Source organism: Mucilaginibacter sp. P25, from assembly GCF_050859465.1.
Taxonomy (GTDB): Bacteria; Bacteroidota; Bacteroidia; order Sphingobacteriales; family Sphingobacteriaceae; genus Mucilaginibacter; species Mucilaginibacter gossypii.
The window spans coordinates 4,646,804-4,664,018 of sequence record NZ_CP193937.1 but is presented as its reverse complement, the minus strand read 5'-3'; the positions used below and the strand labels follow the sequence as shown (position 1 = coordinate 4,664,018).

Sequence of the window (17,215 nt, the reverse complement as noted above, 5' to 3'; positions counted from 1 at the left end):
CTAAAACTCATCACATTATAGCCCTCCATTTACAGACAACAAGAGTTGCACCCTCGCAATTATCTTTATCCATTACGCAGTATTTCACTAACAGGCAAGCCCACGCCTGTCTGTTAGTGAAGTGTTTTTTAAGCTCATCTGATTTATTTAGCGTCTTTAAACATCTTCACTTGACGCATACTTTTATTATTGTTTTAATGTATTAAACGACAAATTGCCTCGTACTATTGTTAATAGTAATTCGTAAATTGCTATTAATTATGGCAAAGTGTCATTGCGATTTAATTTAAAATGACAATTTTTCACTATGGATACTATGGCCGATAAATTGACTAACCATGAGTACTATGAATTTTAACAACTTTACCATAAAAGCTCAGGAAGCCGTACAAAAGGCATCTGAAATTGCTGTTGGTAACCAACAGCAAGCAATCGAGACCGCGCATCTGCTTAAAGGCTTATTGCTGGTTGATGAAAACGTAATTACCTACTTACTAAAAAAACTAAATGTTAACCTGAACAGGTTAAATGATACGTTAGATGCGCAAATTGCATCGTTCCCCAAGGTAAGTGGCAGCAACGTATACCTTTCGTCTGAAGCAAATTCGGCTTTGCAAAAAGCGTCGGGATATTTAAAAGAATTTAAAGACGAATTTGTATCAGTTGAGCATGTGCTGTTAGGCATTTTAGCCGCCGGTGGTGCGGTAAGTAGCATCCTAAAAGATTCGGGTGTTAATGAAAAAGACCTAAAAAAAGCAATTGTTGAACTCCGCGGCGATAGCAAAGTAACTGATCAAAACGCCGAAGCTACCTATAACGCCCTTAACAAGTATGCCCGTAATTTGAACGAATATGCGGGTTCGGGCAAGCTGGATCCGGTTATTGGCCGCGACGATGAAATTCGCCGGGTTATCCAGATTCTGTCACGCCGTACCAAAAACAACCCGATTTTGGTTGGCGAGCCTGGCGTTGGTAAAACTGCCATTGCCGAAGGAATCGCTTTCAGGATCATCAAAGGTGATGTACCTGAGAGCCTTAAAACCAAAGTGGTATACTCGTTGGATATGGGCGCACTCATTGCGGGCGCCAAATATAAGGGAGAGTTTGAAGAACGGTTGAAAGCTGTTGTAAAAGAGGTTACCCAAAGCGATGGAGAGATCATCCTTTTTATAGATGAGATCCATACGCTTGTAGGTGCAGGCGGGGGAGAAGGCGCTATGGATGCGGCCAATATCCTGAAACCGGCCCTGGCCCGTGGCGAGCTTCGTTCGATTGGTGCTACTACCCTTAATGAATATCAGAAGTATCTTGAAAAAGATAAAGCTTTGGAACGCCGTTTCCAGAAAGTGATGGTTGAAGAACCTGATGCTGCTGATGCTATATCTATTTTACGTGGACTGAAAGAACGTTATGAAACCCACCACAAAGTGAGGATCAAAGACGAAGCGATCATCGCCTCTGTCGAAATGTCACAACGCTATATTTCCGACAGGTTTTTACCGGATAAAGCTATCGACCTGATGGACGAGGCAGCATCAAAACTTCGCCTGGAAATGGATTCGGTACCGGAAGTGGTTGACGAACTGGAACGCCGCATCATGCAGCTTGAAATTGAGCGTGAAGCTATCAAACGAGAAAAGGACGACCGTAAGGTTGCCGAACTAAGTGAAGAAATAGCCAACCTGTCGCAACAACGCGATTCATTACGTGCCAAATGGAAAGGTGAAAAAGATCTTGTTGATGGCATTAACACTAAGGTTGAGCTGATAGAAAATTACAAGCTCGAAGCCGAACAGGCCGAACGTGCGGGCGATTACGGTAAGGTAGCCGAATTACGCTACGGTACTATAGTTGAAGCCCAGGCCGAAGTTGAAAAGCTGAAAGCTGCCCTGCTTGAAAATCAAAGCGACAGCCGTATGCTTAAAGAAGAGGTTACCGCCGATGATATTGCCGGTGTAGTAAGCCGCTGGACAGGAATCCCGGTAAGCAAGATGATTCAGAGCGAGCGCGAGAAATTGCTCAACCTTGAAGATGAATTGCACAAACGTGTGGCAGGACAAGAAGAAGCTATTGAAGCAATAAGTGACGCCATCCGCCGCAGCCGCGCAGGTTTGCAGGATAAACGCAGGCCAATAGGTTCGTTCATATTTTTAGGTACAACCGGTGTAGGTAAAACCGAGCTGGCTAAGGCCCTGGCCGAATACCTGTTTAATGACGAAGGCGCGCTTGTGAGGATAGATATGAGTGAATACCAGGAACGCCATGCTGTTTCAAGGCTGATAGGAGCGCCTCCGGGCTATGTTGGGTATGATGAAGGCGGGCAGTTAACCGAGGCCGTTCTGTCGCAAGCCTTACAGCGTGGTACTGTTGGATGAAATTGAAAAAGCCCATCCTGATGTATTTAACATCTTGTTGCAGGTACTGGATGATGGCCGTTTAACAGATAATAAAGGCCGTGTGGTGAATTTTAAGAATACCATCATCATCATGACCTCCAACATCGGTTCCAACATCATCCAGGAAAACTTCCAAAACCTGGAAGATGAAAACCGCGATGAACTGATAGCAAAAACCAAGAATGAGCTGTTCAATTTGTTAAGGGCAACTATCCGTCCGGAGTTTTTGAACAGGATAGATGAGATTATTATGTTTACTCCACTTAACCGTGATGAGATCCATGATATTGTTAAGCTACAGTTTAAACAGGTACAGCAAACGCTTGCCGAAATGGGTGTAACTATCGAAGCATCCGATGAAGCCTTAGATTGGTTGGCCCAGTTAGGTTATGATCCTCAATTTGGTGCACGTCCGTTAAAACGCGTTATCCAGAAAAAGATCCTGAACGAGTTGAGTAAACAGATCCTGGCGGGTACAGTTGATAAAGACAGCGTTATTAAAATAGATATGTTTGATAACCAGTTCGTGTTCCTGAACTCGGCTAAAGAAGCTACGGAACCAGCTAAATAAGCTGTAGAAAAATAATTAAATGTAAAAAGGCTTCCCAATTTGAGAAGCCTTTTTTTATTAACAACCGAGAATCTATTAAAAAACTTCAGCTGTTTGTTTAGTTACCGATGCTAAGCTGACCCCCGTAAGCTGATCGGCAAAGGCTACGAAAGCCTTACTCTCAAATATACGATGTTGATTAGCGATCAGATTTTGCAAATTGATTTTTCCTATCACAAATTTATAACTACCTGAATAGTAGCGCTCATTGATGTGCTCAAAATTCAGCGCTTCAACCAGTTCCTCGTCATCATAACGCAGGTAAATGGTTAATTCAATGTTATTGGTAAAATTAAGGTCTGTTTTTTCTTTAGCTTTTTTGTATTCATACTGGTAGTTATAGCGCAACGCGGCAATATCCGACAGTACAGCCGAACCGGTAGGGTGACCGCCCGCGCCTTTTCCGAAAAAGAATTGCTGATCGGCAAAGGCGGCTTGTACGGTTACGCCGTTATATTCATACTCAACGTTGTATAAAAACTCTTTGTCGTTTACAAACTTAGGTAATACAAACAGGGCAACGTTGCGGTCGTCAAGTTCTTTGGCTACCGGCACCAGTTTAATTTTGAGGTTCTTTTCGCGGGCATATTGCAAATCGGCAGCTGCAAGGTTCTGAATACCCAGGTTAAATACCTCATCGGGCTGTACAACTACACCATAAGCATGCGCTGCGGCAATAACCAGCTTGTATTTGGCGTCAAAACCACCAACATCACTGGTTGGGTCGGTTTCGGCAAAACCCAGGTCCTGGGCTTGTTTCAATGCGCTATCATAATCGAGCCCTTCAATAAAGCCTTTTGAAAGGATATAGTTTGATGAACCATTGAAAATACCGCTGATGGAATGCAGTAGTTCATTATCATAATACTCTTCCAAATTGCGGATAATAGGGATACTACCGCAAACAGCGCCTTCATATAATAATGATGTGCCGTATTGATGCTGGATTTCGATTAGTTCGTCCAGATGCAGGGCGATCATTTTTTTACTGGCAGATACTACGTTTTTTCCAGATTTTAAAGCCCTTGAAACAATTTCAAAAGCAGCTTCGGTATCATTGATCAGTTCAACAATGGTATTGATCTCCGGGTTATTAAGCAGTTCTTCTTTGTCGGTAGTAAATAAATGTGCCGGTAAAGAACGTTTTTTATTAGGGTCTTTAATAGCAAATTTTACTATCTCGATATTTAAATGCTTTGTTTTGATGATATCATATAACCCCTGGCCAACAACTCCAAATCCGAAGAGGCCGATATTTAACTTTTTACTCATTACGCTGTACGTTGCAGTTCTATAATTTTTCCTTTCACATCGGTTTTAAAAAATGATGTGAATATTTTTGTTAATGCTTCTGTTTCAATTAAAAACCCATCGTGCCCATAAAACGAATCCAGCTCGGAAAAGGCAGCTTTTGGGATATGCCTGAACAGGTATTGCTGTTCTTCAACAGGGAACAAAACATCCGACGAGATGCCAATAACTAATGTTTTTGCCTTGATGAGACTTAACGCTTTATCTACACCGTGACGGCCCCGGCCCACATTGTGTGAGTCCATCACTTTGGTCAGGTACCAATAACTATAGGCGTTAAAGCGGTTCACCAGCTTTTGCCCCTGGTAATTTTGGTACGATGAAGAACGGAAATTGTCCTGCACATCGTCGGCTTCTTCCTGTTGGGTAATGCCGTAAGTTTTATAAGTACGATAACTTAAAAGCGCGATACTGCGCGCAGCTTTTAAGCCTTTCTGACCGCCTTCGGGCGTATTGCTGTAAAAGGTGCGGTCGGTTGTGATAGCTAAACGCTGCGACTCGTTAAAGGCGATGCCCCATGGCGAGTGCTTGGCGTTGGTAGCTATCAGGATCAGATTTTTGATCCGCTCTGGCTCAATAATAGCCCATTCCATAGCCTGTTGGCCACCTAACGAACCTCCAATTAATACACTGATATTATTGATGTTTAAATGCTGGGCAAGCAACTGGTGCGCTTTAACCATATCCCTTGTAGTAAACTGGGGATATGAAAGATAATATGGCTGGCCGGTAACCGGGTTAATGCTCAACGGACTTGTAGTGCCGTAAGGAGAACCCAAAATATTGGCGCAAACTATAAAATGCTCTTCCGGGTTAAAAAAATAACCCTCGCCAATAAGCCCTTTCCACCAGTCAAATACATCGCTGTTGGCAGTAAGCGCATGGCAAACCCAAACAACATTATTTTTCTCCTTATTTAACCGGCCATAAGTGTGAAAACCTATTTCTAAACCTTCAATTGTACGGCCCGATTCAAATTCAAAAGTATTAGTGTATTTAAATATCTCTGCGTTCATTCTGTTGTTTTGTTATTTCAGGTGCAACCGGTATTTCCGGCTGCAACCTGCAATAACGTTTACTATATCACTTAAAAAAACTATACATTATTAAACTAACTCACCCTCACCTTGCTTGATTTTTGCAAAAGCCTGCTCAAAATCAGCTTTGATATCGTCAATATGCTCAATACCAACAGCCACTCGCAATGAAGCTGGCGTAACACCGGCCGATAATTGCTCTTCATCAGATAATTGCTGATGTGTTGTTGCTGATGGTTGTATGATGAGCGTTTTTGCATCGCCCACATTGGCTAAATGACTAACCAGTTTCAGGTTGTTGATCAATCTGCTAGCCTGCTCTTTACTCCCCTTAATCTCGAATGACAATACGCCACCGAAACCATTCTTTAAATATTTTTTAGCCAGCTCATGATATGGCGATGATTCCAGTCCCGGGTAATTTACACTTGCCACCTGTGGGTGCTGCTCCAGCCATTTGGCCAGTTGCAGGGCATTATCAACGTGACGTTGCACACGCAGAGAAAGTGTTTCAAGTCCCTGGATATTCAACCATGAATTGAACGGAGCTTGCGACGGGCCGAAATCCCTTAATCCCTCAACACGGGCGCGGATAATAAACTGGATATTGCCAAACGGGCCTCCAATGCCAAATACATCGTTAAATATCAACCCGTGGTACCCCTCAGATGGTTCAGTGAATTGCGGAAACTTACCGTTACCCCAATTGTAATTGCCTGCATCAATAATGACGCCGCCAATACTGGTACCATGTCCGCCAATCCATTTGGTTGTTGACTCAACAACCACATCAGCGCCATGTTCAATAGGGCGGAAGAGGTAACCACCGGCACCGAAAGTATTATCAACAATTAATGGCAGGTCATGTCTTTTGGCAACTTCGCTCACCTTTTCAAAATCGGCAATGGTAAAGCCCGGGTTACCAATGGTTTCCAGGAAAATGGCCTTTGTTTTATCATCAATAAGCGCCTCGATACTGGCCGCAGTATCATCTTTGGCAAAGCGTACTTCGATACCCAGGCGTTTGAAAGCTACTTTAAACTGATTGTAAGTACCGCCATATAGGAAAGGTGAAGTAACAAAGTTATCGCCAACCTGTAAAATATTATTAAGGGCAAGGAATTGGGATGCCTGGCCAGAGGCTGTTGCCAGCGCAGCTACACCGCCCTCTAACGCCGCGATGCGTTTTTCAAACACATCGGTAGTAGGGTTCATAATGCGGGTATAGATATTACCAAACTCCTTTAATGCAAATAAATTTGCGCCATGTTCGGCGCTGTTGAATACGTATGAAGTAGTTTGATAAATGGGCACAGCGCGTGAACCTGTTGTTGGATCAACTTCCTGGCCGGCATGCAATTGTAAGGTTTCGAATTTTAAGGCAGACATAGTTGTAATTTTTTAATGTGTTTAATTTAGATTTTGAATGTTTAGATGAATTTGGAAAGCCGGTTTAAAAACAACCGGTTTAAAAACACGCTTTTTTCAGAGAATGAAAAACAGGAGCTTGCTAAGCATCAACAGCAGCAACACATACAAATACAGCCAATAGGGGAGCTAATACGTTGTATGTTACCGTTTGCGGTGTAAAAAGTGTTGCGTTGCGTAAATTTAATTAAACTTTTCATGGTTATAAATTTATATTCCCCGGTGTTATTTGCCGGGACAGGAATTGGCACCTTCTTCAACATTGAAGGGTTGCCAGCGGGTCATTGAGCCTGATCTCTCGCCGCTTCTTTATAAATCAACACCCGAACTATGTGCGGAGGATTGATCGACGTTGGTATCACTACCAAATAATGTTGCGAATATAAGGGATTGTGAGGTAATATACCAAATTTTATTTCTTTTTAAGGTTAAACGTAAAAGGCCAAAGGCAAAAGGTTCATTCGAGAACAATTTTAAGCTTAGACAAATGCAGCTACCTTTCGCCTTTAACCTTTATCCTTTTACCTTATTTACCTTAAAAGGCCTAAGCAAGGGCCTGCTCCATATCAGCTATTAAATCATCGATATGCTCCAATCCAACGGAAACCCTTAGCAGGTTTCGTGGTGTTTTGGTATCCGGCCCTTCAACAGTAGCGCGGTGTTCTATTAGGCTTTCAACACCACCAAGGCTGGTAGCTTTGATGAACAATTTAAGCTTATTAATAATGTTATGCGTGTCATTCTCATCGCCTTTAATAGTAAAGGATAACATACCGCCAAAAGCCAGCATCTGATCTTTAGCTATATCATGCTGTGGATGCGATGGTAAACCGGGATACATTACCTGTTCAACATGAGGGTGCTGTTCAAGATATTCGGCAAGTAATTGAGCGTTTTGTACATGGCCCTTTACGCGATATGGCAGGGTTTTGATGCTGCGTACCAGGTAATAACAATCCATAGGCGAGGGGATAGCGCCGCCCATTTCCTGCACCTGGCGAATTTTTATCCACCAATCGTTGTTCTCTGCAGTAATCAAAACGCCGCCCATCAGGTCGCTGTGTCCGCCAAAATATTTAGTGGCTGAGTGCATAACCATATCCGCGCCCAGCTCAATTGGTCGCTGGCACATAGGGGTGGCAAATGTATTATCGCACAAAACTTTAATGCCTTTTGCTTTGGCAATAGCAACCACCCTTTTAATATCGGTTATTTTAAGCAGGGGGTTCGATGGTGTTTCTATCCAGATCAAACCTGTTTCGGGCTTGATGTGCTGTTGTAAAACCCCGGTATCGTTTACATCAATAAAATCGAAGGTAAGGATGCCGGCAAAAAGGGTTTTAAGCTGATTACGTAAGCCATGATACATATCATCAGGAGCGATAATGTGCGTGCCAGGCTCCAATGATTGAAATACCGACATCCCGGCCGCATTACCTGATGAAAAGGAAGCTGCTTCAACACCTCCCTCTAACTTGGCCAGCACATGCTCCAATGCGTGACGATTGGGGTTCGATGAGCGACTGTAAATATAACCTGCCGGAAAACCGCCATCCTCACCGCGCTCAAACGTGGTTGACATAATAATGGGTTGTATAACGGCCCTTGTTGCTTCATCAACATGGTTACCGGCGTGTATGGCTATAGTTTCAATTTTCATGGCATAATGTGTTATCGCCCAAAATAAACAAGAATATTTGTTATTAGCTGTAGCGTTTTTATATTTTTTGCCGAATAGGTTTAAAAGCCAAACCGCATGAAAAAGTGCCTTATCTTCCTGTTTGTTATTATTGGGCTATCTGCCTGTAAAAAAGATGCTAATGATACCGCTTATGACAAAAGCTATAAAGCATGGCAAAACTTTAAGGCCGAAAGCAAAAATTCATACACTTATACTGTTAACGCCGGTTCAGTTTTCGGTTATGGTTCTGAAACGGAGATTACTGTTCAAAATGGGGTTGTTACAGCGAGGGATTTTTTATCGTATGTTTTGGAATATAAAACTGCAAATATACCCCCTGTTAAAACTATCAGGGAACAATGGCATGAGGATAAAACTTCGTTAAAACAGCACAGTTCAGGTGCTGCATCAATAACCCTCGACCAAGTTTACCAGAAAGCAAAGAACGAATGGCTATCTGCAGATAAGAAAAAGAATACCATTTATTTTGAAACCAATAATAATGGCATGATATCAAGAGCCAGTTATGTACCTAATGGTTGCCAGGATGATTGCGCGATAGGCATCTCCATAAGCGAGATCAAGGCTCTGTAACTTTAATGTAATTTACCGTGAAATTTGGCCGATATGTGTCATAACGCATATTACTTTTGTGCTTTTTAGTACCTTTGACCAAATTTTTAATTGATGCATAATTCAGATAATTTACAGTTTTTACTTAACGATCCGAATTTATCTGCTGATTTAAAGCATATTGCTCAAAAAGTTCTTGACAAACAACGCATCACTTTTGATGAAGGCGTTTTGCTTTATGAGCAGGGCGAACTTGGCTATCTTGGCACTTTGGCTAATTACATCCGCGAGGAACGCCACGGCGATAAAACTTATTTCAACCGTAATTTTCATATTGAGCCCACCAACCTTTGCGTTTACGACTGCAAATTTTGTTCATACTCGCGACTGCTGAAACAAAAGGCGGAAGGGTGGGAGTACACCATGGATGAAATGTTCAACATGGTTACCAAATATGATGGCGAACCGGTTACCGAGGTTCACATTGTAGGTGGTGTGCTGCCGCAATATGATGTGCCTTTTTACCAGGAACTTTTCGCCCGCATCCGCGCGCATCGCCCGGAATTGCATATTAAGGCATTAACCCCGGTTGAATATCACTACATCTTTAAAAAAGCCAAAATTGATTACGCCACAGGCATGCGCCTGATGCAGGAAGCAGGCCTGGATTCAATCCCCGGCGGTGGCGCTGAAATTTTTGATCCCGAAATAAGGGACCAGATCTCGAAAGATAAATGTACTGCCGATCAGTGGTTGGCTATTCATGAAGAATGGCACAAGCTTGGCGGCCGTTCAAACGCTACCATGCTTTACGGGCATATTGAAGCATATAAACACCGTGTCGACCACATGGAGCGTTTACGCCAGTTGCAGGACAAAACAGGCGGTTTCCAGACATTCATTCCGCTTAAGTTCCGTAATAAGGATAACCAGATGTCGCACGTGCCCGAGGTTTCAGTGATTGAAGACTTGCGAAACTACGCCGTAGCCCGCATCTACCTGGATAACTTTGATCATATTAAAGCTTACTGGGCTATGATCAGCCGTACTACCGCGCAACTTTCGCTTAATTTTGGCGTAGATGATATTGATGGAACATTAGATGATACCACCAAAATCTACTCAATGGCCGGCGCCGAAGAGCAGCATCCCGGCATGAGCACCAAACAAGTAGTAGAATTAATTAAACATGTGGGCCGCCAGCCTATTGAACGTGACACATTATATAACGTAGTAACGGATTATACCAACTTTGTGTTCGGCGACGAACCGAAACCGCAGTATTACAAATTACCGGTAATTAATTAAGCTTTTTAAGCTGAAAGCCGAAAGCTTAAAGCAAAGCAATAAATTTAGCATAGATAAAAGCAAAAAGCTTTAAGCCTTCGGCTTTCAGCTTTGGGCTCAAGAAAATGGTACAAAAAACTTTATATATAGTACGCCACGGCCAAACTGAGTATAACAAACTTGGTATTATACAGGGCCGCGGTGTGGATACCGATTTAAATGACGAAGGTCGTAAACAGGCCTGTCAGTTTTTTGAGGCTTATAAAACCGTTCCGTTTAATAAAATTTACATATCGGCGTTAAAACGTACCCAACAAAGCATTCAGCCTTTTATCGACCTCGGGATACCTTATGAAAAGCTTTCGGGACTGGATGAGCTGGCCTGGGGCATTCACGAAGGCCAGTCGCCAACTATCGATAATAAGGCCGCTTTCCTGCAGATTATGCGTGATTGGCTGGATGGCAAGCTCGACAGTAAATTTGAAGGGGGCGAAAGTCCGCTTGAGGTTGAGGTGCGTCAGCGTGAGGCCATGGAGGTGATTATGAGCCACCCCGAAGAAAAAACGGTGCTTATATGTATGCATGGCCGTGCTTTGCGCCTTTTGCTTTGTATCCTTACCGGTAAACCCTTATCCGAAATGGATAACTTTCCGCACCAAAACCTGGTATTATATAAGGTAACCTACAATGGCGAAAGGTTCGAAATTATCGACTTTAACAATGCCGAACATCTCAAACATTCCGAAGAATAGAAATAGCGAATTTGTGAACAAGATTAGAATATCAGCAGTAAGCTACACTAATACCAAACCCTTTTTATACGGCATTCAACATACCGACATTATTAATAAAATCGACCTGAGCCTTGATATCCCGTCAGATTGTGCCCAAAAGCTTATCGACGACGTGGTTGATATCGGTCTGATCCCGGTTGCTGCAGCACTGAGTTTGCCGCAATGGGAAATTGTTTCTGATTACTGCATTGGTGCCGTAGGCGCGGTAAACTCCGTTTTTATTTTCAGCAATAGTGATATTAAGGACGTAACTACTATTCAACTCGATCCGCAGTCGCGCTCCTCAAATAATCTTGCCCGCGTGCTGCTGAAAAACCACTGGTTGGTAAACCCCAAACAGTTAAGTAATGCGCCGGATTATGCTCAATCTGTAGATGAGAAAACTGCCTTTGTACAAATAGGCGACCGTACCTTCGGTAAAAAGCAGCAATACAAATATGTTTACGACCTGTCCGAAGAATGGCAAAAAATGACCGGCCTGCCATTCACCTTTGCAGCCTGGATAGCTAATAAACCTATCCCTCAGGATTTTATGGACGAGTTTAATGAGTCACTAAAATACGGTCTTGATCATCGCGAAGATCTGTTTAAACAACTACCCATGCGTGATGACTTTGACCTGGTCGACTACCTGATGGTTAAAATAGATTATGATTTAACAGCGGATAAAAAGAAGGCCCTGTACCTGTTTCATGATTATATAAAGGCGTTGTAATCTCTGAACCTGGATTTGGGTGGATTTTTAGGATTACAGGATCAGAATTGTTTGGTTATGTAATCCAATAATCACATAAATCCCGGTTCTGGCAAAAACAATTCCCTTCTCAATTCCATTGCTTATCTTAAACACAAAAACGTTTATCTATGAGCAATACTCCCCAACTATTAAAAGGACAAGCTGCCCTCGTAACCGGCGCCGATAGCGGCATTGGCAAAGGTGTCGCATTAGCTATGGCCGCTGCCGGAGCCAAATTACTGATTAATTATGCCCATAATAAAGCAGCCGCTGATGATGTTATAAGCCAAATCAAGGCCTCAGGCGGCGAGGCATTTGCATTTCAGGCCGATGTAAGCCATGAGGACGAAGTAAAAACCATGTTTGCCGAAATATTTAAGCAATATGGCACTATTGACATTTTGGTAAACAATGCCGGTTTGCAAAAAGATGCCAGATTTGTTGATATGACGCTCGACGATTGGAATAAAGTGATCAGCATTAACTTAACCGGTCAGTTTCTTTGTGCCAGGGAGGCTGCTAAAGAGTTTATAAAACGCGGTGTTGTTGAAGGCGGAAGCAAAGCTGCGGGCAAAATTATCTGTATGAGCAGCGTGCACGAAGTAATTCCCTGGGCGGGCCATGTAAACTATGCGGCCAGCAAAGGAGGTATTATGATGTTTATGAAAAGCATAGCACAGGAACTCGCTCCGCATAAGATCAGGGTGAATGGGATAGGGCCGGGTGCTATACAAACACCTATTAATAAGGAAGCCTGGGAAACCTCGGAAGCGCTGGATAAATTATTGACGCTCATCCCTTACAACCGGATAGGCCAGCCGGCTGACATCGGAAAACTGGCAGTTTGGCTGGCTTCAGATGATTCGGATTACATTACCGGGGTCACAATTTTTGCAGATGGGGGCATGACTTTGTACCCGGGCTTTGCAGATAATGGCTAAATGACATTTTCATGACAACATAAATCGGTTTAGCAAAGAAAAAACGCCATTAATTGGCGTTTTTTCTTTTAGATATTGTAAAATATACACTAAGGTTATTGATAAAATTTAAATTTTATGACTATAAAAGGCTATAATTATTAAATATTCATAAAAGTTCAAGAAAATTTTAAATATTGACAAGTGTAGCGTATTTTTGTTGCAGGATTTAAAATTTAAACGAACATGAAAAAGATATTTTTAACAATAGCAACTGCAGCCTTATTTACCGTTAACGCTTTCGCTGATGGTGGCAAAAAATCAGATGGTGGTACCAACGTTTCTTACGTAGCATTACACGGCTTTACTGCTGACTTCGCTGAAGCTACCAACGTTAACTGGACTGTAACCAAAAACGTTCAAAAAGCTACTTTCACTGTTGATGGCGTTCAAAAAACTGCTTTCTACAACCTGCAAGGTGAATTTTTAGGTACAACTCAACGTGTTGACAACAAAGCTATCCCTGCAAAAGCCCTTCAACAAATCAACAGCGATTACAAAGGTTACGAAGTAGGCGAAGTTATCGTTTACCAGGCTAACACTTCAATCAATGACGCCATCGAGCCAACTTCATATTTTGTTGACTTGAAAAACGACAAACACGAAGTTTTGGTAAGGATTACTCAACAAGCTAACATCGAGTTTTTCCAACAAGTAAAATAACTCCGAAAAATTATAACAATGGAAAGCCGTCCCGAATATCGGGACGGCTTTTTTTATGATTATAAATCACACTTTTATGTCATAAAGCGTCTTTTCATAAAACAAAAAGGGTGTTTTCGTCTTTTAAATATTAATTAATATTTACTTCATATGTCGAAAACAATAATTGTATCAAACCGTTTGCCTGTTAAAATTTCCAAAACTGATGGTGCATACCATTCATCACCAAGCGAGGGAGGATTAGCTACCGGTTTAGGTTCAATATATAAACAGGGCGATAACGTATGGATAGGCTGGCCCGGAATAGAAATTGCGGAGCAGGAAGATAAAGACCAGGTTACAAAAGAACTAAAAGAGTTAAGCCTTATCCCTGTTTTTTTAGATCAGGAAGAGATCAACCAATACTACGAAGGTTTCAGCAACGAGGTTTTATGGCCCGTTTTTCATTACTATGCATCAACGTATGCAGCATACAAACAATCAAACTGGGATTACTATAAAGCGGTAAACAAAAAGTTCAGGGATATGATCCTGAGCATTGCCGGGCCCGGCGACGTGATCTGGATCCACGATTACCAGTTGCTATTGTTACCCGCTTTGGTTAGGCAGGAACTGCCGGATGTTTCCATCGGCTTTTTCCTGCACATTCCTTTCCCTTCAAATGAAATGTTCAGGTTGATCCCGTGGCGTTCGGAACTGCTGGATGGAATGCTTGGCGCCGATCTGATCGGTTTACATACATTTGATGATGTGCGCCACTTTTTAGGTGCGGCTACACGTCTGCTGCCGGTAACATCCAGTGCCAATATCATCAGCAATGGCGAGCGCTCGGTTGTTATCGAGTCGTTCCCAATGGGTATCGATGAAAAAAGGTATCTCGTCGTTACCGCTGCAGGAGGATGTAAAACAGCAGATTGAGCTTATTAGAGAGAATTTCCAGAACAAAAAGCTCATCCTTTCTATAGACAGGCTTGATTACAGCAAGGGGATTCTGCAAAGGCTGGAAGCTTTTCAGCTGCTGCTTGAACAATGCCCGGAGTGTATTGAGCACATTACGCTTTACATGATTGTAGTTCCATCCCGGGATACGGTACCGCAATACGCTCATCTTCGGGATGAAATAGATAAAAAAGTAGGGAAGATCAATGCGTTGTATCGCACTATGGACTGGAGCCCGGTGCACTATTACTATCGCTCATTCCCCATTGAAACCTTGTCGGCACTTTATTATTCGGCCGATGTTTGTTTGGTTACACCCATGCGCGACGGCATGAACCTGGTAAGTAAAGAGTATGTCGCCAGTCGGATAAATAATGATGGTGTGTTGATTATGAGTGAAATGGCAGGATCATCTAAAGAACTTATAGACGCTATAATTGTTAACCCCAATAATACCGGGGAAGTTTGCCGGGCCATTTTACAGGCTATCAATATGCCGCTTGAAGAACAGCGCCGGCGCATGATCCCGATGAGGCAGCTTGTAGCAAAGTTCAATACATCGCATTGGGTTAAAATTTTTATGGACAGGCTGAAAGAAGTAAAACTCATGCAGCGCTCCATGCAGGCCAGACACGTAAGTAACACTACCGAACAAAGCATTATTAACCGTTATGTGAAAACTAAAAAGCGGATTATCTTTTTGGATTATGACGGCACGCTGGTGAATTTTAAATCAAATATCGATCAGGCCTCTCCCGATAAGGAGTTATACAATATTATCAATAAACTCGCAGAAGATCCTGCAAATCAATTGGTTTTGATAAGCGGGCGAAAACATGAAAACCTTGATGGATGGTTTAAGGAAAACGACATCTATCTTATTGCCGAACATGGTTCATGGTTTAAGCAACCCGGCACTTTATGGCATAAAATAAGCGGGCTAACCGATCAATGGAAGCATGATATTTATCCGATATTGGAAACCTATGTTGACCGTACACCAGGCTCGTTCATTGAAGAGAAAACATACTCATTAGTTTGGCATTACCGTAAAGCCCAGGCAGGGCTTGGCGAACTAAGGGCTAATGAGTTGATGAATAATCTTAAATATCTTGCAAGCGATAAAGGGTTACAGTTACTGGCAGGGGACAAGGTGCTGGAAGTGAAGAATATGGATATAAATAAGGGTAAAGCCGCTTTAACACTTACCGAAGGCCGTGATTATGATTTCATTATAGCTTTCGGCGATGATTATACCGACGAAGATATCTTTAAAGCACTGCCCGAAAGTGCTATTACCATTAAAGTTGGCAGTAATCTTTCGGCAGCTAAGTTTTACCTGCGAAACCCATCGGAGGTTAGGAAATTGCTGACCAGTTTTGCTAAGTATACGCCGGTTGAGGAACCGGCAGACAAGTAGGGTTGAATAGTTTAATTTAAAATTTATTATGTCTGCGGTTTAGCTGCGGGCATTTTTTATATTCGGTTCGCGATAATGTGACCTTTTATGAAAAAAATCAGCCTGCTTGTTTTTGCATTAATGCTTAGTTGCCATATTATTTATGCGCAAACCCCGGTTTACAAAATTTATGCGGTAAAGTTCGCCGAATCGGGATATCCATTTAAAGTGAGCGATTGGGCATTGAACGGCCCCAAAAATGAGCCCGTTAAAATTGATTTTATGGTATGGCTTATCAAAGGTAGCAACGGCAAAAACATTTTGGTTGATGCCGGCTTTTTGCGCGATATTGAAGATGCCAAAGAATTTAAACTTAAAACCTATCAACGCCCTGACTCGGCGCTTTTAAAGCTTGGTGTAAAGCCCCAGGATATAACCGATATTATTTTAAGCCACCCTCACTGGGATCATATAGATGGTTTAAGCCTTTTCCCGAAAGCTAAGGTTTGGATGCAAAAGCTGGATTATGAGTTTTTTGCAGGCGCAGCATGGCAAAAAGCAGGAGAGGCAGGTGGTTATGCTAAGCGCGATGTTATCAATACCGTTAATTTAAATTTGGCAGGCAGGCTCAAACTGATAGACGGCGACAATAAAGAGATCATTAAAGGTATAAAAGTTTATACAGGTTCAAAGCATACCTGCAATTCGCAATATGTACTGGTGCAAACCGGGAAAAACAGGGTAGTATTAGCATCTGATAATATCTGGATCTATTATAGCCTTGAGCATTTAGTGCCACCTTCGCAAGGTGGTACGCTTGATCCCCAGGGCTATGTAAAGGCAATGAAACGAATGAAAACGCTCGCCAGTGATGTTAAATTTATAATCCCGGGGCATGATGGCAGGCAGTTAGAGTTCTTTCCAAAAGTTGCGGATGGGGTAGTGGAGATCAGGTAATTATTTAGGTGAATAGCGAATTACTTAATCCAGACTTACGAAGTTTTCGCCGTTGTTGGTGTTGTCACCAACAATTTTATGCTCAAATTTTTTTGCTGTATTGTAAATAGTGGTTATAAAAGCGAGTGGATGAAGAAGTTGTTGGTGACAACACCAACAACGGCATAAGAAGGGAAAAACAGGGTGGTATTAGCATCTGATAATATCTGGATCTATTATAGCCTTGAGCATTTAGTGCCACCTTCGCAAGGTGGTACGCTTGATCCGGTGGGCTATGTCAAGGCAATGAAACGGATGAAAACGCTTGCCAGCGATGTTAAATTTATCATTCCCGGGCATGATGGCAAGCAGCTTGAGATTTTCCCAAAAGTTGTAGATGGGGTGGTGGAGATCAGGTAATTATTTAGGTGAACAGCGAATTGGT

14 protein-coding genes, 1 pseudogene and 1 riboswitch are annotated in these 17,215 nt (G+C 42.4%); of the genes and pseudogenes, 11 read left to right on the top strand and 4 right to left on the bottom strand.

Features of this window, described 5'->3' with window-relative positions; all coding sequences use genetic code 11:
- Positions 1–347 precede the first annotated feature (347 nt).
- A pseudogene (gene clpB / locus ACRQ5D_RS23530) lies at positions 348–2,967 on the top strand (ATP-dependent chaperone ClpB).
- A 75-nt stretch (positions 2,968–3,042) separates the two neighbouring features.
- On the opposite strand, the gene ACRQ5D_RS23525 reads toward clpB, so the two are convergent.
- The 4 genes from ACRQ5D_RS23525 to ACRQ5D_RS23510 all read right to left on the bottom strand — a co-directional run bounded on the left by ACRQ5D_RS23525 (position 3,043) and on the right by ACRQ5D_RS23510 (position 8,442).
- Positions 3,043–4,278 (bottom strand): homoserine dehydrogenase, encoded by a 1,236-nt coding sequence (locus ACRQ5D_RS23525; protein ID WP_091164571.1) that lies wholly within the window; start codon positions 4,276–4,278, stop codon positions 3,043–3,045.
- Positions 4,278–5,333, bottom strand: coding sequence for a homoserine O-acetyltransferase family protein (locus ACRQ5D_RS23520; protein ID WP_091164575.1), 1,056 nt, complete (start codon positions 5,331–5,333; stop codon positions 4,278–4,280). The genes ACRQ5D_RS23525 and ACRQ5D_RS23520 overlap by 1 nt, the downstream gene beginning before the upstream one ends.
- Positions 5,334–5,423: 90 nt before the next feature.
- On the bottom strand, positions 5,424–6,743 hold the full coding sequence (locus tag ACRQ5D_RS23515; protein WP_091164579.1) for an O-acetylhomoserine aminocarboxypropyltransferase/cysteine synthase family protein: 1,320 nt from the start codon (positions 6,741–6,743) through the stop codon (positions 5,424–5,426).
- Between the two features lie 246 nt (positions 6,744–6,989).
- A riboswitch (SAM riboswitch) is annotated at positions 6,990–7,100 on the bottom strand.
- Positions 7,101–7,326: 226 nt separating this feature from the next.
- A complete protein-coding gene (locus ACRQ5D_RS23510) occupies positions 7,327–8,442 on the bottom strand; it encodes a trans-sulfuration enzyme family protein (protein WP_091164582.1) in 1,116 nt (371 codons plus the stop codon).
- 96 nt (positions 8,443–8,538) lie between these two features.
- On the opposite strand from ACRQ5D_RS23510, the gene ACRQ5D_RS23505 reads away from it, so the two are divergent.
- The 10 genes from ACRQ5D_RS23505 (at position 8,539) to ACRQ5D_RS23460 (ending at position 17,190) form a co-directional block, all read left to right on the top strand.
- Positions 8,539–9,057 (top strand): hypothetical protein, encoded by a 519-nt coding sequence (locus ACRQ5D_RS23505; protein WP_432326791.1) that lies wholly within the window; start codon positions 8,539–8,541, stop codon positions 9,055–9,057.
- A 93-nt stretch (positions 9,058–9,150) separates the two neighbouring features.
- On the top strand, positions 9,151–10,344 hold the full coding sequence (gene mqnE, locus ACRQ5D_RS23500; RefSeq protein WP_091164589.1) for an aminofutalosine synthase MqnE: 1,194 nt from the start codon (positions 9,151–9,153) through the stop codon (positions 10,342–10,344).
- 104 nt (positions 10,345–10,448) lie between these two features.
- Positions 10,449–11,075, top strand: a complete 627-nt coding sequence (locus tag ACRQ5D_RS23495; RefSeq protein WP_091164592.1) for a histidine phosphatase family protein — start codon at positions 10,449–10,451, stop codon at positions 11,073–11,075.
- Between the two features lie 13 nt (positions 11,076–11,088).
- Positions 11,089–11,832 (top strand): menaquinone biosynthetic enzyme MqnA/MqnD family protein, encoded by a 744-nt coding sequence (locus ACRQ5D_RS23490; protein ID WP_091164984.1) that lies wholly within the window; start codon positions 11,089–11,091, stop codon positions 11,830–11,832.
- A gap of 149 nt (positions 11,833–11,981) precedes the next feature.
- The gene (locus tag ACRQ5D_RS23485) at positions 11,982–12,794 is read left to right on the top strand and encodes an SDR family oxidoreductase (RefSeq protein WP_091164595.1); all 813 of its coding nucleotides are present in this window, start codon (positions 11,982–11,984) and stop codon (positions 12,792–12,794) included.
- A 225-nt stretch (positions 12,795–13,019) separates the two neighbouring features.
- Entirely contained in the window at positions 13,020–13,496 is a 477-nt protein-coding gene (locus tag ACRQ5D_RS23480; protein WP_091164597.1) for a hypothetical protein, read from the top strand.
- 150 nt (positions 13,497–13,646) lie between these two features.
- On the top strand, positions 13,647–14,414 hold the full coding sequence (locus ACRQ5D_RS23475; RefSeq protein WP_431200572.1) for a trehalose-6-phosphate synthase: 768 nt from the start codon (positions 13,647–13,649) through the stop codon (positions 14,412–14,414).
- A complete protein-coding gene (otsB, locus tag ACRQ5D_RS23470; protein ID WP_431200571.1) occupies positions 14,359–15,855 on the top strand; it encodes a trehalose-phosphatase in 1,497 nt (498 codons plus the stop codon). The genes ACRQ5D_RS23475 and otsB overlap by 56 nt, the downstream gene beginning before the upstream one ends.
- 87 nt (positions 15,856–15,942) lie before the next feature.
- Complete coding sequence (locus ACRQ5D_RS23465) at positions 15,943–16,791, top strand: N-acyl homoserine lactonase family protein (RefSeq protein ID WP_091164603.1); 849 nt, start codon at positions 15,943–15,945, stop codon at positions 16,789–16,791.
- Positions 16,792–16,974: 183 nt separating this feature from the next.
- A complete protein-coding gene (locus ACRQ5D_RS23460; RefSeq protein ID WP_091164606.1) occupies positions 16,975–17,190 on the top strand; it encodes a hypothetical protein in 216 nt (71 codons plus the stop codon).
- The last annotated feature ends 25 nt before the right edge of the window (positions 17,191–17,215 follow it).

Bases quoted from the DNA above. Each gene is read 5' to 3' on its own strand.
- ACRQ5D_RS23525 (WP_091164571.1), bottom strand. From the start codon at position 4,278: ATGAGTAAAAAGTTAAATATCGGCCTCTTCGGATTTGGAGTTGTTGGC.
- ACRQ5D_RS23520 (WP_091164575.1), bottom strand. From the start codon at position 5,333: ATGAACGCAGAGATATTTAAATACACTAATACTTTTGAATTTGAATCG.
- ACRQ5D_RS23515 (WP_091164579.1), bottom strand. From the start codon at position 6,743: ATGTCTGCCTTAAAATTCGAAACCTTACAATTGCATGCCGGCCAGGAA.
- ACRQ5D_RS23510 (WP_091164582.1), bottom strand. From the start codon at position 8,442: ATGAAAATTGAAACTATAGCCATACACGCCGGTAACCATGTTGATGAA.
- ACRQ5D_RS23505 (WP_432326791.1), top strand. From the start codon at position 8,539: ATGAAAAAGTGCCTTATCTTCCTGTTTGTTATTATTGGGCTATCTGCC.
- mqnE (WP_091164589.1), top strand. From the start codon at position 9,151: ATGCATAATTCAGATAATTTACAGTTTTTACTTAACGATCCGAATTTA.
- ACRQ5D_RS23495 (WP_091164592.1), top strand. From the start codon at position 10,449: ATGGTACAAAAAACTTTATATATAGTACGCCACGGCCAAACTGAGTAT.
- ACRQ5D_RS23485 (WP_091164595.1), top strand. From the start codon at position 11,982: ATGAGCAATACTCCCCAACTATTAAAAGGACAAGCTGCCCTCGTAACC.
- ACRQ5D_RS23480 (WP_091164597.1), top strand. From the start codon at position 13,020: ATGAAAAAGATATTTTTAACAATAGCAACTGCAGCCTTATTTACCGTT.
- ACRQ5D_RS23475 (WP_431200572.1), top strand. From the start codon at position 13,647: ATGTCGAAAACAATAATTGTATCAAACCGTTTGCCTGTTAAAATTTCC.
- otsB (WP_431200571.1), top strand. From the start codon at position 14,359: ATGAAAAAAGGTATCTCGTCGTTACCGCTGCAGGAGGATGTAAAACAG.
- ACRQ5D_RS23465 (WP_091164603.1), top strand. From the start codon at position 15,943: ATGAAAAAAATCAGCCTGCTTGTTTTTGCATTAATGCTTAGTTGCCAT.